Source organism: Paraburkholderia sp. BCC1884, from assembly GCF_900996225.1.
Taxonomy (GTDB): domain Bacteria; phylum Pseudomonadota; class Gammaproteobacteria; order Burkholderiales; family Burkholderiaceae; genus Paraburkholderia.
The window spans coordinates 479,119-496,265 of sequence record NZ_CAAJGL010000090.1 but is presented as its reverse complement, the minus strand read 5'-3'; the positions used below and the strand labels follow the sequence as shown (position 1 = coordinate 496,265).

13 protein-coding genes are annotated in these 17,147 nt (G+C 63.8%); 11 read left to right on the top strand and 2 right to left on the bottom strand.

Translation table 11 applies throughout. The features are described 5' to 3' along the window. The first annotated feature begins 12 nt into the window (after nt 1-12). From rqpR to FQ705_RS21030, 10 genes are all read left to right on the top strand, one after another. Nucleotides 13-669, top strand: coding sequence for a response regulator transcription factor RqpR (rqpR, locus tag FQ705_RS21075; protein WP_144143977.1), 657 nt, complete (start codon nt 13-15; stop codon nt 667-669). 321 nt (nt 670-990) lie between these two features. Beyond that, complete coding sequence (locus tag FQ705_RS21070; protein ID WP_144143976.1) at nt 991-2,382, top strand: amino acid permease; 1,392 nt, start codon at nt 991-993, stop codon at nt 2,380-2,382. 207 nt (nt 2,383-2,589) lie between these two features. Then, nucleotides 2,590-3,108, top strand: a complete 519-nt coding sequence (locus tag FQ705_RS21065; RefSeq protein WP_144143975.1) for a (2Fe-2S)-binding protein — start codon at nt 2,590-2,592, stop codon at nt 3,106-3,108. A gap of 10 nt (nt 3,109-3,118) precedes the next feature. Further along, nucleotides 3,119-5,500 carry a xanthine dehydrogenase family protein molybdopterin-binding subunit gene (locus FQ705_RS21060; RefSeq protein ID WP_144143974.1) on the top strand — a complete coding sequence of 794 codons (2,382 nt, stop codon included), beginning with the start codon at nt 3,119-3,121 and terminating at the stop codon, nt 5,498-5,500. A gap of 22 nt (nt 5,501-5,522) precedes the next feature. Beyond that, nucleotides 5,523-6,320, top strand: coding sequence for an FAD binding domain-containing protein (locus tag FQ705_RS21055; RefSeq protein WP_144143973.1), 798 nt, complete (start codon nt 5,523-5,525; stop codon nt 6,318-6,320). A 20-nt stretch (nt 6,321-6,340) separates the two neighbouring features. Continuing rightward, a complete protein-coding gene (locus tag FQ705_RS21050) occupies nt 6,341-7,228 on the top strand; it encodes an AAA family ATPase (RefSeq protein WP_144143972.1) in 888 nt (295 codons plus the stop codon). Continuing rightward, nucleotides 7,207-8,454 carry a vWA domain-containing protein gene (locus tag FQ705_RS21045; protein ID WP_144143971.1) on the top strand — a complete coding sequence of 416 codons (1,248 nt, stop codon included), beginning with the start codon at nt 7,207-7,209 and terminating at the stop codon, nt 8,452-8,454. Before FQ705_RS21050 ends, FQ705_RS21045 begins: the two co-directional genes overlap by 22 nt. Then, a complete protein-coding gene (locus tag FQ705_RS21040) occupies nt 8,445-9,047 on the top strand; it encodes a CoxG family protein (protein WP_144143970.1) in 603 nt (200 codons plus the stop codon). Before FQ705_RS21045 ends, FQ705_RS21040 begins: the two co-directional genes overlap by 10 nt. Beyond that, a complete protein-coding gene (locus FQ705_RS21035) occupies nt 9,020-10,042 on the top strand; it encodes an XdhC family protein (protein ID WP_144143969.1) in 1,023 nt (340 codons plus the stop codon). The genes FQ705_RS21040 and FQ705_RS21035 overlap by 28 nt, the downstream gene beginning before the upstream one ends. Nucleotides 10,043-10,200: 158 nt before the next feature. Beyond that, complete coding sequence (locus FQ705_RS21030) at nt 10,201-12,102, top strand: DUF3857 domain-containing transglutaminase family protein (RefSeq protein WP_144143968.1); 1,902 nt, start codon at nt 10,201-10,203, stop codon at nt 12,100-12,102. A 23-nt stretch (nt 12,103-12,125) separates the two neighbouring features. On the opposite strand, the gene FQ705_RS21025 is transcribed toward FQ705_RS21030, so the two are convergent. Both FQ705_RS21025 and FQ705_RS21020 read right to left on the bottom strand, forming a co-directional pair. Continuing rightward, the gene (locus FQ705_RS21025; protein ID WP_144143967.1) at nt 12,126-13,154 is read right to left on the bottom strand and encodes a serine/threonine protein kinase; all 1,029 of its coding nucleotides are present in this window, start codon (nt 13,152-13,154) and stop codon (nt 12,126-12,128) included. Nucleotides 13,155-13,253: 99 nt separating this feature from the next. Next, on the bottom strand, nt 13,254-13,466 hold the full coding sequence (locus tag FQ705_RS21020; RefSeq protein WP_144143966.1) for a hypothetical protein: 213 nt from the start codon (nt 13,464-13,466) through the stop codon (nt 13,254-13,256). Between the two features lie 438 nt (nt 13,467-13,904). Between FQ705_RS21020 and FQ705_RS21015 the strand changes: the two genes are divergently transcribed. Beyond that, on the top strand, nt 13,905-17,087 hold the full coding sequence (locus tag FQ705_RS21015) for an efflux RND transporter permease subunit (protein WP_144143965.1): 3,183 nt from the start codon (nt 13,905-13,907) through the stop codon (nt 17,085-17,087). Nucleotides 17,088-17,147: the final 60 nt, after the last annotated feature.

Genomic DNA, 17,147 nt, shown 5'->3' with positions numbered 1-17,147 from the left:
CGCGCTGACATCATGAGCTTGCGCATCCTGCTTGCCGACGACCACGCCGTGGTTCGCCAAGGCGTCCGTCAATTGCTGCTCGACCGGGGCGTCGCCCGCGAAGTCATCGAGGCGCAAACCGGCGCCGAAGCGCTCGACGCCGTCACGCGCCATACCTACGACGTCGTGCTGCTCGACATTTCGCTGCCGGACATGAACGGCGTCGAGGTCCTCAAGCGTCTGAAACGCAAGGCGCCGCGCGTCGCGGTTCTGATGTTCTCGATGTATCGCGAAGACCAGTACGCAGTGCGCGCATTGAAGGCAGGCGCCGCCGGCTACCTGTCGAAAACGGTCGATGCCGCCCAGATGATCGGCGCGATCCAGCAAGTCGCGGCGGGCCGCAAGTACGTGAGCCCCGCGATGGCCGAAGCGCTGGCCGACTACGTTTCCTTCGACGGCGAACAGTTGCCGCACGAGAAGCTCTCCGATCGCGAATATCAAACGCTGTGCATGCTCGCTTCGGGCAAGCGTCTGACCGATATCGCCGTGACACTGTCACTGTCGGTGAAAACGGTCAGCGTGTATCGCACCCGTTTGCTCGAGAAAATGAAGCTGCGCAACAACGCGGAGCTCACCTTCTATGTGATGAGCAACCGTCTGGTCGATCTGAATCCGGCGATGGCGGGCTAAGGCGCCGCTTCAGAACGACACGCGCGATATTTCCTTCGCGCTCTCCAGCGTTTGCTGAAGAACCCGCGCCGAAGCCGGCCGCTTCTGTAAGAGAGCGAATCCCTCCCCATTAAGCGCATATCGCGCTAAAGCCTTTCCGCCGAGAGCCGCCGCGCTCATCTTGGGCCCGTTCCGGGCCGCTTTCACAGAGATTTTCCGCCCGTTCACGCAACCGCAGAACGGGCGTCCCAAAATGGTGCAACGGCCTGCTTCCGTTAAAATCCAGGGTTTCCCCGACATTCGGCGCGCAAAAACGCGTGCACCACTGGAGACCCACCGCCAATGTCCCTGTTTCGCAAAAAGAGCGTCGAGCACATGATCGCCGCGAGCGCTCAAAACGCCGGCCTGAAGAAAGCGCTCGGCGCGCTAGATCTGACTTTCCTCGGTGTCGGCGCCATCATCGGCACCGGCATTTTCGTGCTGACTGGCACGGGCGCGGTTCAGGCCGGCCCGGCGCTAATGATCTCGTTCCTGATCGCGGCGATCGCCTGCGGTTTCGCCGCGCTCGCTTATGCCGAATTTGCCTCGACCATTCCCGTGGCGGGGTCCATTTACACGTACTCGTATGCAACGCTTGGCGAGCTGGCGGCGTGGATCATCGGCTGGGACTTGATGCTCGAATATGGATTGGCCACGTCGGCGGTGTCGGTGGGCTGGTCGGGTTATCTGCAATCCTTGCTGTCGGGGTTCGGGGTGAGCTTGCCGGTTGCGCTCACGGCCGCGCCAGGCGCGTTGCCGGGGCACGCGACGTTATTCAATCTGCCCGCCTTTCTCGTGATGATGGCGATTACTACGCTGCTGTCGGTCGGCATCCGTGAGTCGGCGCGGATCAACAACGTGATGGTGGCGATCAAGGTGACGGTCGTGCTGCTGGTGATCGGCGTGGGCGTGTTTCACGTAACGCCGGCTAACTGGCATCCGTTCATGCCGAACGGCTGGAACGGCGTGTTCGGGGCGGCTGCGGTGATGTTCTTCGCGTTTATCGGCTTCGATTCAGTGTCGTCCGCGGCCGAAGAGGTCAAGAACCCCAAGCGCGATCTGCCGATTGGGATCATTGCGTCGCTGGGCGTATGTGCGGTTTTGTATGTGGCGGTGGCCGCGGTAGTGACCGGGATCGTGCCGTCGCCGCAGTTTGCGAACATCTCGCACCCGGTGTCGTACGCGTTGCAGGTGGCTGGGCAGCCCTGGGTCGCGGGGTTTATCGACTTGGGCGCGGTGTTGGGCATGCTGACGGTGATTCTGGTGATGGCCTACGGTCAGACGCGGGTTATCTTCGCCATGTCGCGCGACGGCCTGTTGCCCGAGCGGCTGTCGCGCTTGCATCCGCGCTTCGCCACGCCGTTTTTTACGACCTGGCTGGTAGGGATTTTCTTTGGGTTGATCGGCGCGCTGGTGCCGTTGAACGTGCTGGCCGAGCTGATCAATATCGGCACGCTGGCCGCGTTTTCGATGGTGTCGATTGCGGTTCTGGTTTTGCGTAAGACGCATCCCGAACTGCCGCGGGCGTTCCGGTGCCCTGGCGTGCCGGTTGTGCCGGTGCTGGCCGTCGCTTCCTGCCTGTTTTTGATGGTGAATCTGCAGGCTATTACCTGGATCGCTTTTGTCGTCTGGCTGCTGGTAGGGATGCTGATTTATTTTGGCTATTCGCGGAGGCATTCGAAGTTAGGCCAGTGAAGCGGTTTTTGGCTTGCGCGCAAACCCAAATGGCGCCCCCGCCCAATTTGTGCTTTACTTTTCGGCACACCTACAAAAAACCCGCAGCCCCGAGAGCCGTAACGGGAGCCAGAAAACGGCACCGTGACTGCGGGTAACAACACTCAATAGCAAGAAGAAAAGGCAAAAAACCAAAAGTCCGACCTCACCCCATCAGGAGACAACTTCATGGCGATCAGCATCAGTCTGACGGTGAACGGCGCGCCTATCAGCGCCTCTATCGACCCCGGCACCCTCCTTGTCCAGTTCCTGCGCGACCAGATGCGCCTGACGGGCACGCACGTCGGCTGCGATACGGCTCAATGCGGCGCCTGCACGGTTCATCTCAACGGCCGGGCGATCAAATCCTGCAACATCCTCGCCGTCCAGGCCGAAGGTGCGCAGATCACCACCATCGAAGGACTCGCCCAAAACGGTGCGCTCCACCCGATGCAAGCCGCCTTCAAACACTGCCACGGCCTGCAATGCGGCTTCTGTACACCCGGCATGGTGATGAGCGCAGTCTCGCTGGTCCAGCGTCAACCCAACCTCACCGGCGACGACGTGCGCGCCCAACTCGACGGCAACCTGTGCCGCTGTACGGGCTATCACAACATCGTCAAGGCGGTGCTCGAAGGCGCCGAAGGCATGCAGTCCAACGCCAGCGCGAACGCCGATGCACCGGCCGCCGCCCCGGCTACCGCCTGAGGAGCCGACGATGAACGCGCCCGACACCCATCTGATCGGCTCTTCCGTCGAACGTAAGGAAGACTATCGGTTCCTGACCGGCAACGGCCAGTACACCGACGACATCGTCCTGCCCCAGCAAACTTACGCCGTATTCCTGCGCTCGCCGCACGCGCACGCGAGGATCGCCGGCATCGACACCACGGCGGCCAGACAGTCGCCCGGCGTCGTCGCGATCTTCACCGGCGCCGACATGGCGGCGGACAACGTCGGCGGGCTGCCGTGCGGCTGGCTGATCCACAGCACCGACGGCAAACCGATGAACGAGCCGCCGCATCCGATCATCGCGCACACCAAAGTGCGTCACGTCGGCGACCAGGTCGCCGTCGTGATCGCCGATTCGATCAAGGCCGCGAAAGACGCCGCCGAATTGATCGAGGTCGATTACGACGTGTTGCCGGCGGTGGTCGATACGGCGCACGCAGCCGATCCGGGCCAACCGGCTGTGCACGACGAAGTGCCGGACAATCTCTGCTACAACTGGGGCCACGGCGACAAAGCCGCCACCGACGCCGCCTTCGCCAAAGCCGCACACGTCACCACGCTCGACATCGTCAACAACCGCCTGATCCCGAACGCGATCGAACCGCGCGCCGTGAACGCGAGTTACTCCGTGCAGGACGACAGCTACACGCTCTACGTCGCGAATCAGAATCCGCATGTGGAGCGTCTGCTGATGGCGGCTTTCGTGCTGTCTCTGCCGGAATCCAAATTGCGCGTCATCGCGCCGGACGTGGGCGGCGGCTTCGGCTCGAAGATCTTCCTGTACGCCGAAGACGTTGCGCTGACGTGGGCATCGAAGAAAATTCGCCGCCCGATCAAATGGACGGCCGAGCGCTCGGAAGCCTTCGTGTCGGACGCGCATGGCCGCGATCACGTGACCCATGCCGAACTCGCGATGGACGCCGACGCGAAGTTTCTCGCCATGCGCGTCCATACCACGGCCAACATGGGCGCTTACCTGTCCACGTTCGCGTCGAGCGTACCGACCATTTTGTACGCGACCTTGCTCGCCGGCCAGTACGCCACCCCCGCGATCTACGCCGAGGTGAAAGCGGTCTTCACCAACACCGTCCCCGTCGATGCCTACCGCGGAGCCGGCCGCCCCGAAGCAACGTATGTGGTGGAACGTCTGGTCGAAACCGCCGCGCGCGACATGAAACTCGATCCCGCGGAAATTCGCCGCCGCAACTTCATCCGCGATTTTCCGTATGCGACGCCGGTCGGCCTCACCTACGACATCGGCGACTACGAGACGCTCCTCGCGCGCTCGCTCGAACTGGCGGACGTGAAAGGCTTCCCCGCTCGCCGGCAGGAATCCGAAAAGAACGGCAAGCTGCGCGGCCTCGGCTACTCGTGTTACATCGAAGCCTGTGGTCTCGCGCCGTCGAATATCGCGGGCGCGCTGGGCGCACGCGCGGGTCTCTTCGAAGTCGGCCAGATTCGCGTGCATCCAACCGGCTCGGTCACCGTGTTCACCGGTTCGCATAGCCACGGCCAGGGACACGAGACGACCTTCGCGCAAGTGGTGGCGGACCGACTCGGCATTGCGCTGGACAGCGTCGAGATCGTCCACGGCGACACGGGCCGCATTCCGTTCGGTATGGGCACGTATGGTTCACGCTCGATCGCGGTCGGCGGCTCGGCGATCATGAAGGCGCTCGACAAGATCGAAACCAAGGCGAAGAAGATTGCCGCGCATCTGCTCGAAGCGGCCGCAGAAGACATCGAGTTCAAGGACGGCGTGTTCCGCGTCGCGGGCACCGACCGCACCAAGGCATTCGCCGAGATTTCGCTGGCCGCCTACGTGCCGCACAACTATCCGCTCGACGTGCTCGAACCGGGTCTCGAAGAAAGCGCGTTCTATGATCCGACCAACTTCACCTATCCGGCCGGCGCGTACATCTGCGAGATCGAAGTCGACCCGGACACAGGTGTGTGCCGGATTCAGCAATTCACCGCCGTCGACGATTTCGGCAACGTGATCAATCCCATGATCGTCACGGGACAGGTGCATGGCGGCCTCGCGCAGGGCATCGGCCAGGCCATGCTGGAGCGCTGCGTGTACGACAACGAGAGCGGCCAGTTGCTCTCCGGCTCCTACATGGACTACGCGATGCCGCACGCGTCCGATCTGCCGGACTTCACCGTCGAAACCGCCAAGGGCACCCCCTGCACGCACAATCCGCTAGGCGTCAAAGGCTGCGGCGAAGCAGGCGCCATCGGCTCGCCGCCGGCGGTGATCAACGCGATCCTCGACGCGCTCGCCCCGCTCGGCGTCACCGACCTGCAAATGCCGGCGACACCGCATCGCGTGTGGTCGGCGATTCACGCTGCCAAGCAGCCCCACTGAGATCCTGAGCGGAGCATTCGACATGTATTCATTCGAGTATCAACGCGCGGCGGATCCCCAGGCGGCCGCCGCGGCCCTCACCGCCGACCCCGATGCAAAGTTCCTGGCCGGCGGTCAGAGCCTGCTGCCGACCATGCGCTTGCGTCTCGCGCAGCCGTCGCAACTCATCGACGTGACGCGGATTCCAGCGCTCAAATCGATCACTGTCGACGCGCAAAAAGTGACCATCGGCGCCGCCGTCTGCCATGCGGATGTAGCGGAGCACGCGGAGTTGCGGCGCGTGTCGCCGGGACTCGCGGACCTTGCCGCGCACATCGGGGATCGGCAGGTGCGCGCACTCGGCACGATCGGCGGCTCGCTCGCCAACAACGATCCCGCCGCGTGCTATCCGGCGGCGGCAATGGCGTTGGACGCGACCATCGTCACCGATCGGCGGCGCATCGCATCGAGCGATTTTTTCGTCGGCATGTATGAAACGGCCCTGGAGCCGGACGAACTGATCGTGGCCGTCGAGTTTCCCGTGCCCGAGCGGGCAGCCTACGAAAAATTCCGCAATCCCGCGTCGCACTTCGCGCTGGTCGGCGTATTCGTCGCCAGGTTCGCGAACGGTGTGCGAGTTGCGGTGACGGGCGCGGCGTCGTCGGTGTTTCGTGTGCCGGAACTGGAGAGCGCGTTGTCGGCGGCCTTTACGCCCGAGGCCGCGCGCGCGGTGAGCGTGTCGGATGCCGATCTGAACACGGATATGCACGCGAGCGCCGAGTATCGCGCGCATCTGATTCCGGTGCTGACCGCTCGAGCGGTCACGAAAGCGCAAGGTTAGCGAGCGACATCGGGCACGTCATGCAACCCGTTTCGATCGACGACACCCTCGCGCAACTCGCCGCCCAACGCTACTTCGCCAGCCGCGAGCTGGCGACGGCGTTGTATCTCGCGCTGCGCATGGAGCGGCCGTTGTTCGTCGAAGGCGAGCCGGGCGTCGGCAAGACCGAACTCGCCAAGGCTGCGGCGGGCATGCTCGGCACCACGATGCTGCGGCTGCAATGCTACGAAGGCCTCGACACCGCCAGCGCGCTCTACGAATGGGACTACCCGCGGCAGATCATGGCGCTGCGTCTCGCCGAAGCGGCGGGTGAGCGTCCCGACAACGACACCTTGTATCGCAGCGAATTCCTGCTGAAACGTCCGCTGTTGCAAGCCTTGATGCCGGACGAAGAGCATCCCGGCGCGCGGCGCGTGTTGCTGATCGATGAAATCGACCGTGCCGACGAGCCGTTCGAAGCGTTTCTGCTGGAACTGCTGTCGGACTTCCAGGTGTCGATCCCCGAGTACGGCACCGTGCGCGCGGCGCAGCCACCGCTCATCGTGATGACCTCGAATCGCACGCGCGAGGTGCATGATGCGTTGAAGCGCCGCTGCTTGTATCAGTGGATCGGCTATCCCGAGCGCGATCGGGAACTGGACATCGTTGCCGCACGAGCGCCGCAGACCTCGGCGGAATTGCAGCGGCGTGCGGTCGATTTCGTTCATCGGCTGCGCGGCATGGATCTGTTCAAGGCGCCGGGGATTGCCGAGACGATCGACTGGTGTCGTGCGTTAGAGGCGCTCTCGGTGACGGAGCTCGATCCACAATCGGTCCAGAACACCCTGGGTGTGCTGCTCAAGTATCAGGACGATCTGGCGCGCGTGGATGCCGCGCAAATCGCGCAATGCCTGGCCGCGCCGGGATAGTCAGCATGACGACACCGACACTCGCCCGCAACGTCGTCCATTTTGTGCGCGTGCTGCGCGGCGCGGGCCTGCCGATGTCGCCGGCTCAGGCCGTGGACGCGCTGGCCGCCCTGCACTGGATCGATCTCGGCCGCCGCGACGACGTGCGCGCCGCGCTCGCTGCGTCATTGATCAGCGCGCCCGACGAACGCGATCTGTTCAACGCCGCTTTCGACCTCTTCTGGCGCGATCCCGACTGGGAAGGCAAGCTGCGCGCGCTGCTGCTGCCGAAGGTACGCGACGGCCTGCCGCCGCCGAAACGCAACAACCGCCTCGCGGACGCGCTCGCCGTGCGCGCGCCGCCCTCGCCGCATGGCAGGATGCAGCAGGAAACCGAGCAGCACGAGCTGCGCGCGCATGCCACGTTCAGCGCGGAAGAACGGCTGCGCCAGCGCGATTTCGACACCCTTTCCGCCGATGAATGGCGCACCCTGCGTCATCTGATTCGCAGCCAGCGTCTGCCGCTCGCAACCGAGCCGACGCGTCGTCTGAAGGCCGCCTCGCACGGCACCCATGCAGACTTGCGCGCGAGCGCCCGGCATGCGGTGCGAGCGGGGGGCGACTGGACCGTGTGGAAGTATCGCGCGGTAGTCGAACGCAAACCGCCACTCGTGCTATTGCTCGACATTTCCGGCTCGATGAGCAGCTATTCGCGCGCCGTGCTGTATTTCTGCCACGCCCTGCTGCAATCGCGCGAACGCTTGCAAGTGTTTCTGTTCGGCACGCGCCTCACGAATGCGACCCGTGCGCTGCGCGAGCGCGATCCCGACGTGGCAATCGCGACGCTCACGGAACAGGTGCCCGACTGGTCGGGCGGAACACGGATCGGCGCAGCGCTCGCCGAATTCAACCGACGCTGGGCGCGACGCGTCCTGACCGGGCGCGCGACCGTTCTGCTCGTCACCGACGGCCTCGATCACGAAGCGATCGACTTGCTCGACACCGAAATGGAGCGCCTGCGACGCTTTGCGCACCGCATCGTCTGGCTCAACCCGTTGCTGCGTTTCAGCGGCTTTGCACCAAAAGCACGGGGGGTGCAGGCGATCCTTCCGTATGTGGACGCCCATCGTCCGGTTCATAATCTAGACAGCCTGGCGGCGTTCGGCCGCGACCTCGCGCAACTTGCGCGTGCGCCGCGCCCGAGCGTCTCGCCCAAGGCAACCGCAGGAGCTGCGTCATGGAATTGACGGAAACTCATACGCTGCCGGTATCGCAGCAGCAAACATGGGACGCCTTGAACGATACGGAGATTCTGCGCAGCTGCATTCCGGGTTGCGAAAGCATCGAGCCGGACGGCGAAAATGCGTACCTGGTGGCGCTGAGCGCGGCGGTCGGGCCGGTCAAAGCCCGTTTCAAGGGACGCATGCAGCTGACGGACATCGAGCCGCCGAACGCGTACAGCATTGTGTTCGAGGGTCAGGGTGGCGCGGCCGGTTTCGCCAAGGGCAATGCGCGTGTCACGCTCGAAGCCGCTGGCGAAATGGTCACGAAGCTCTCGTATACGGCCAGCGCACAGGTAGGTGGCAAGCTCGCGCAGATAGGCTCGCGGCTGGTGGACGGCGCGGCACGTAAAATCGCGGGCGAGTTTTTCAAACGCTTTAGCGCGCAGGTGAGCGGCGACGCCACCCAGGACGGCACGCCAGTTGCGGATGACACCGGGACAGCAGCCGATCCGGCGGCGCAGCACAATACGGCATCGAATGAAGTCGCGGACGACGAGTCGGCCGGCGACGCAACGAAAAGGAAGAAATCATGGACAGCGTGGATCTCGAAGTCCTGAAGTCCAGCGCACGTTGGCTCGAAGAAGGACATCGCGCCCTACTGGTGACGGTGGTGAAGACGTGGGGCTCATCGCCGCGACCCGAGGGTGCGATGCTCGCGGTGCGCGACGACGGACTGGTGGTCGGGTCGGTCTCGGGCGGCTGCATCGAAGACGATCTGATCGATCGCGTCCGCCAGCGAGGCATCGAGCAGACCCATCCGGAGGCGGTCAAGTACGGTATCTCGGCGGAGGAAGCGCATCGCTTCGGCCTGCCTTGCGGCGGCACGATCCAGTTGGTGCTCGAACCCTTGACGCCTCAAAGCGGCATTGCCGAATTGTGCGCCGCCGTGGAAGACGGCCGCCTCGTGGCCCGCGAAGTCGACATGATCTCGGGCGGCGTACGGCTCGACGAGGCGCAAGCGACGGATGGCGTGCATTTCGACGGCGAGCGGCTTTTGACGATTCACGGCCCGCGTTACCGGATGCTGGTGATCGGCGCGGGACAGTTGTCGCGCTATCTTTGCCAGATCGCCGTGGGCCTCGATTATCAGGTGACGGTGTGCGATCCGCGCGAAGAGTACACCGAAGAGTGGAACATCCCCGGCACGAAAATCGTCCGGACCATGCCCGACGATACCGTGATCGACATGAAGCTCGACGAGCGCTGCGCGGTGATTGCGCTCACGCACGATCCAAAGCTCGACGATCTGGCGCTAATGGAAGCGCTGAAGACACCGGCGTTCTATGTCGGCGCGTTGGGTTCGCGAAGGAATAACCAGGCGCGGCGCGAGCGACTGAAAGAGTTCGATCTGAACGACACCCAACTTGCCCGCTTGCACGGGCCGGTCGGGATTTATATCGGCAGCCGCACGCCGCCTGAGATCGCGGTATCGATTCTGGCCGAGGTGACCGCAGCGAAGAATGGCGTTTCCTTGCCAACGTTGCTTCAGGTCGAAGGCGCCAAGGCCGCTCGGGAGATCGCAGCTTCCGCCGGGACGGCGTGTAGCGTTTAGCGAGCGTTGGGGCGAGCGCACGCTAACGCAGCAACGAACAAAGTGGGGTTTTGAGAAGGAAGCGCCAGACAAACGCGGGATCCGCTTGACATTCGGGCGTCGCAAACGGACCCTGACTGGCGATCCCGTCAACGTTGCCGTTCGGAACCCTGCCCGCCATGCGCCTCTCCTCTCTGGTCTGTCTTGCGTCCTTCGGCTGGCTTGCCGGTCTCCACGCCGCGAGCGCGAGCCTCCAGGCAAAGCTCGACGATCCCTACACCAACGAGGGCGAGACCCAGACCTTCACCGTCAACGCGGACGGCTCCTTCTCCAAGCTCGACGCGATGACCCTGCTGGTGAACAACGAGGCTGGCGTCGCACGCGTCGCGCAGCAATACGTCTGGTTCAATCGCAACATGGCCGACGTACAGATTCTCGAGGCCTATACCCTCACCGCCGACGGCGTGCGTCACGACGTACAACCCGAGCAGATCCGCGACGTGCAGGAAGCCCGGTCGTTCGACGCGCCGATGTTTCAGGACATCCAGGAAAAGGTGATCGTATTCCCCGCCGTGGAGCCCGGCGCGCGCGTGCATCTCACCTATCGCAAGACGCAAAAGCAAGCCATCGTGCCGGGCGAATTCAGCGATTTCACGCCGCCCGATCTCGCGCCGACCCACAACTTTCGCCTGATCTACGATCTGCCCGCCGGCAAACCGCTCTACGCGGATGCACGCGGCTTCACTGCCTTACAGCCGGTCACGCGCGACGGCCGCACACGCTACGAATTTCGCTACGACCGCGCCCATTTCAGCCGGCTGGAGCATGGCTCGGTGGCGTACGTCTCGTACGGCGACCGGCTGATGGTCTCGACCTTCCCCGATTACGCCGCGTTCGCCGCGACCTATCGGGACTCGTCGGTTGACCCCGGCGCGCATGAAGCCGCCGTCACGCGACTCGCGCAGCAGCTCACCGCGCGCGATCCCACCCCGCGCGACAAGGCCAAGACGCTGTACGACTGGGTGCGCCGCAATATCCGCTACGTGGCGATCAACGTCGGACGCGGCGCCGTGGTGCCGCACAGTGCGAGCGCGGTACTCGCCAACCGCTACGGCGATTGCAAGGATCATGTCGCCCTGTTCGGCGCCTTGCTCGATGCAGCCGGCGTGCGCAACGAGCCGGCCCTGATCAGCAACGGTTCGATCTACACGCTGCCGAGCGTGCCGGGCTACGGCGTCATCAATCACGTGATCACGTGGCTGCCGGATTTGCAGCAATACGCCGACTCGACGGCATCGAATGTCGAATTCGGTTTTCTGCCGTCCTCGGATCTGAACCGGCCTACCGTGCTGGTCGACCAGGGCGTGCTCGCGCAGACGCCCGCCACCGCGCTCATGACGCGCTCGAGCGATCTGTCGATCAAGCTCGAACCGGACGGCTCCGCGAGCTTCACGTACCGGCTGGAAGCATCGGGCGCGTCCGCCGAACAGGCGCGCGCGATGTTGCGTTCGCAATCGCCCGCGCAACGTGAGGAATCGATTCAGGCCGAGTTACGCAGCGTCAACCTGCGTGGCGTCGCGACGCTCAACACCAGCGATCTCGACGTGGCCGACGGCCCGCTCACCATCACGATGAAAGGCACACTGGAAAGTCTCGTGGTGCCGGGCGCGGCGGCGTCGATTCCGGCGCTCACGAGTCTGGCCGGCGGCTTCGAAGCGGATACGCGTTACTGGCTAGGCGAGCGTCAGCGCACGCAGCCGTTCGTGTGCCACAACCTGGCGCTGCACGAACGCGCGCGCATCGAGTTGCCCGCCAATTTCCACGTGCTCGACATGCCCGAGGCGAAACGCACGCAAGACCGCTTTGTCGATTTCCAGTCGCAATACACGTTCGATCCGCTCAGCAACGTGGTCACGATGACGCGCGACGGCGCCACCCATTTCGACAGCGAAGTGTGTTCGCCCGACGACTACGCGCAAATGCGTCCCGCGATGGAAGCGATCGGACGCGACGTGCGCGCCGAAGTGATCGTCCGGTCGACGCTGGTGGAATCGTCGAGCGTGGCGTCGCAGGCGCCTTAGCGCCGCGCCTGCTTCACTACGCCTCAAACCGGCCAGAGCGGCCCTTCCTGCATCGCGCCCAACTGCTCGCGCAGTTCGAGGATGCGGTCTTCCCAATAGCGTTGCGTGTTGAACCACGGAAACGCCGCGGGAAAGGCGGGATCGTCCCAGCGCCGCGCGAGCCACGCCTGATAGTGAATCAATCGCAGCGTACGCAACGCTTCGACCAGATACAGTTCGCGCGGCTCGAATTCACAGAAGTCTTCGTAACCGGCGAGCAGATCGGCGAGTGCGCGCGATGCTTCCACTCGATCGCCCGGCAGCAATAGCCATAAATCCTGCACGGCCGGTCCCATGCGGCTGTCGTCGAAGTCGACGAAATGGGGGCCCGCGTCGGTCCACAGCACGTTGCTCGGATGACAGTCGCCGTGCATTCGCAGCTGGCGAATGTCGCCAGCCCGTTCGAACGCCCGTTCCACGCCTTCGAGTGCGAGATTCACCACGGTCTCCCAGGCGGTGCGCACGTCGTCGGGGATGAATCGATGAGCGAGCAGGAAGTCGCGCGGCTCGTAGCCGAAGGTGTTGATGTCGAGCGTGGGACGTTCCGTGTAATTCTGCGTCTGGCCCACCGCATGAAGCCGGCCGATGAACCGCCCCAGCCATTCGAGCGTGTCGCGCCGGTCGAGGTCCGGCGCGCGGCCGCCGCGGCGCTCGAAGATCGAGAATCGAAAGCCGTCAAAGGTATGCAGCGTACTGCCTTCCAGCACGCGCGCGGGGACCGCCGGAATCTCGCGCGCGGCAAGATCGGCGACGAAGGCATGTTCTTCGAGAATGGCGGCGTCGCTCCAGCGCTCCGGGCGATAGAACTTCGCGACGACGGGCGGCCCGTCTTCCACGCCGATCTGATAGACGCGGTTCTCATAGCTGTTGAGCGGCAGCATGCGGCCGTCGGTACGCACACCGACGGTGCTGAGCACGCTGTCGAGCGCGTCGAGCACGATTTCCGGCTTGAGCCGGGCGAAGGGTACGGCGCTGTCGGCGTCGTCCTGGGAGTCGAAGAGTTCGTCGTTCATGCCCGCATTGTGCGCCGCGCCGCCGTCAAAGACGAGGCCGATCACTCACAACGCGGCCCAATGCGCGGCAAGCCGCGCATTGGTACGACGCGACGCGCCTTAATGTATCTGCGCGCTGGACGGGCGTACCTGCTCGCCCGTATCGATCAGGTCTTCAAGGAAGAAGGGTTCAGTATTCAGGTGCTCTGACGTGCCGGGTTCGCCGGCATACCACGCCACCATGGCCATGTCGCCAAGAATGCGCATGACGATTCCGCGCGCGCCTTGCGGCACGGCGATATGCACCGAGCGGACAATGGAACCGATTTGCATGATGTTTCCCCGTTCTCCCATAGCCGGCTTTATGATTTCACGCCGGTCAATGTGATGATAAAAACGCCGCTTCGCCGATAACGTTGCGTGCGCACCTAATCTGCTGCGCGTCAGACGCGTGAGAGGTTGAAGTCATTGTTCCCGTTTTGTGGGGCCATGGAAAGCGCGAAGTAAGGGATCTTCACCCGTCGTTTCGCCCTATTCCCATTACGGCGCGACGGACCGATCATGCTGAACGTAACGCGTCGTAACGAGACCATCATAAACCCTGCTGGGGGGAGAGATCAAAATCGTGCATCGTCAGGACAATCCGCGAAACAGGGCCGCTACGGCCGCCCGCCTTCATGACGACCCGCTCTGCGGCACCAGCGGCTGCGCACATCGTGCCGGCCGCGCGGCGCTCGTCACGCGGCCAGCCCTGGACCGGTTGCATTAGTCATGTGGATTGTCCGCCTCGCGCTACGGCGCCCCTACACGTTCGTCGTGCTGGCCCTGCTTCTGCTGATCGTCGGCCCGCTGACGATCCTGCGCACGCCGACCGATATCTTCCCGAATATCGACATTCCGGTGCTTTCGGTGATCTGGTCGTATAACGGCCTGCCCGCCGACGAAATGGAAAAACGCATCGTGTTGAACTACGAGCGCGGGCTGTCGGTGGCGGTCAACGATATCGAGCACACGGAATCGACCTCGCTGAACGGCATCGCGGTCATCAAGATCTTTTTCCAGCCGCACGCGAATATCGATGAAGCGCTCGCCGAGGTCACGGCGCTGTCACAGACGCAATTGCGTTCGCTGCCGCCGGGCATCACGCCGCCGAACATCCTGCGTTATAACGCGTCGACGGTGCCGATTCTGCGGCTCGCGCTGTCGTCGCCCTCGCTCACCGAGCAGGAGTTGTTCGACTTCGGCAATAACTTCCTGAAGACCCAGCTCGCCACCGTGCCCGGCGCCTCGGCGCCGCTGCCGTACGGCGGCAAGCAGCGCCAGATCATGGTCGATATCGATTCGCGCAAGCTGCAGGAGCGCAATCTCTCGCCGCTGGATGTGGTGAACGCAGTCACCGCGCAGAATCTGATCTTGCCTTCCGGCACGGCGAAAATCGGCTCTACCGAGTACTCGGTGGAAATGAACGGCAGCCCCGATTCGCTGGCGGGCCTGAACAATATTCCGATCAAATCCACCGCCAACGGCACCGTCTATATCCGCGACGTCGCGCACGTACGCGACGGTTTCCAGCCGCAAACCAATATCGTGCGCGTGAACGGCCAGCGCGCCGCCTTGCTGACCATCAACAAAAGCGGCAACACGTCCACGCTGGAGATCGTCGACCGCATCAAGACCATGATGCCGACGCTGCGCAATCTCGTGCCGGCGTCGCTGAATATCGATCCGGTGGCCGATCAGTCGCTGTTCGTGCGCGCCTCCGTGCAGGGCGTGTTGCGCGAGGCACTGATCGCCGCGTGCCTGACCGGTCTGATGATTCTGCTGTTCCTCGGCAACTGGCGCGCCACGCTGATCATCGCCGTGTCGATTCCGCTGTCGATGATCACCTCGATCATCGCGCTCTCCCTGCTCGGCGAAACCATCAACATCATGACGCTCGGCGGCCTTGCGCTCGCGGTCGGGATTCTGGTGGACGACGCCACCGTGGCGATCGAAAACATCAGCCATCAACTGGAGCAAGGCAAGACGCTGGAGCAGGCGATTCTCGATGGCGCACATCAGATCGCGATTCCGACGCTGGTGTCGACCCTGTCGATCTGCATCGTGTTCGTGCCGATGTTTCTGCTCACCGGCGTCGCGCACTATCTGTTCATTCCGCTCGCCGAAGCGGTGGTGTTCGCGATGCTCGCTTCGTATTTCTTCTCGCGCACGCTCGTGCCGACGCTCGCGAAATACCTGCTGCGTCACCACCACAAGGCCGTGGATTCGCATCATGCGCCGGCGCCTTCCCGCAATCCGTTCATGCGCGTGCACTACGCATTCGAAGGTGGCTTCGCACGCCTGCGCGATCGCTACCGGGTGTTTCTCGAAGCCCGCGTTGCGCGGCCAGGTTTATTCGTGACGCTGTTTCTGGTCTGCTGTGGCGCGTCGATGCTGCTGATGCCCTTCCTCGGCCGCGACTTCTTCCCAGCCGTCGACGCCGGCACCATCGCACTGCACCTGCGCGCGAAGACCGGCATGCGGGTCGAAGAAACCGCGGTGGTGACCGATCGCGTCGATACGCGGATTCGTCAATTGATCCCGCCCGCCGAGCTGCATTCGATCATCGACAACATCGGCCTGCCGGTGTCGGGGATCAATCTCTCGTACAGCAACACCGGCACGATCGGCACTTCCGACGCCGATGTGCTGATCACGCTGAACCCCGATCACCACCCGAGCGCCGACTACGTGCGCACGCTGCGGCGCACGCTCACCGACGAATTCCCCGGCGTGCAGTTCGCCTTCCTGCCGGCGGATATCGTGAGTCAGACGCTCAACTTCGGCATGCCGTCGCCGATCGACATTCAGATCGTCGGCCGCGACGTGGCGGGCAATCGCGTCTTCGCCGCGAATCTGCTGAATCGTCTGCGCAAAGTGCCCGGCCTCGCCGACGCGCGCATCCAGCAGCCCGCCGACCTGCCGCGCATTTTCATCGACGTGGACCGCACGCGCGCGCAGCAAGCGGGCTTCTCGCAACGCGACATCGCGAGCAATCTGCTGATCACGCTGTCCGGCAGCCAGCAGACCACGCCGACGTTCTGGCTCAATCCGCGCAACGGCGTGAGCTACAACGTCATCACGGAAGCGCCGCAATATACGATCGATTCGCTGCAGTCGCTCGCCAACATTCCGTTGAACGCAAACGGCCGCAGCAACATTCTCGGCTCGCTCGCGACCATGAAGCGGGAAGCCGGCAATGCGACGCTCAATCACTACAACGCGCAGACCACCATCGACATCTACGGCACCGCCGACGGCCGCGATCTCGGCGGCGTGTCCGACGACATCCGCAAGATCATCGACGAGGCCAAAGGCGAGTTGCCCAAGACCTCGAGCATCGAAGTGCGCGGCCAGGTGCAGACCATGAACGATTCGTTCTCGGGCCTGTTCGCCGGCCTCGTGTTCGCGATCCTGCTGGTGTATTTGCTGATCGTGGTGAATTTCCAGTCGTGGCTGGACCCGTTCATCATCATCACGGCCTTGCCGGGCGCGCTCGCGGGCATCGTGTGGATGTTGTTCCTCACGCACACTACGCTGTCGATTCCCGCGTTGACCGGCGCGATCATGTGTATCGGCATCGCGACCGCCAACTCGATTCTCGTCATCAGCTTCGCGCGCGAACAGTTACTCGAACACGGCGACGCGACGCGCGCCGCGATCGAAGCGGGCTTCACGCGTTTCCGCCCAGTCCTGATGACGGCCCTCGCGATGGTGATCGGCATGGTGCCGATGGCGATCGGCCTCGGCGAAGGCGGCGAGCAGAATGCGCCGCTCGGACGCGCGGTGATCGGCGGCTTGACGGTCGGCACGCTGGCCACGCTGATCTTCGTCCCCGTAGTGTTTTCGATGATCTATCGACGACTTGCGGCACGACGCCGGCGCGCGGCCGAACACGTGGTGCAGCAGCCATGATGACCATTCCGGGCGCGCCGGCAACGGTGAGCAACACAAGAGGCAGCATCGACTGCCCAT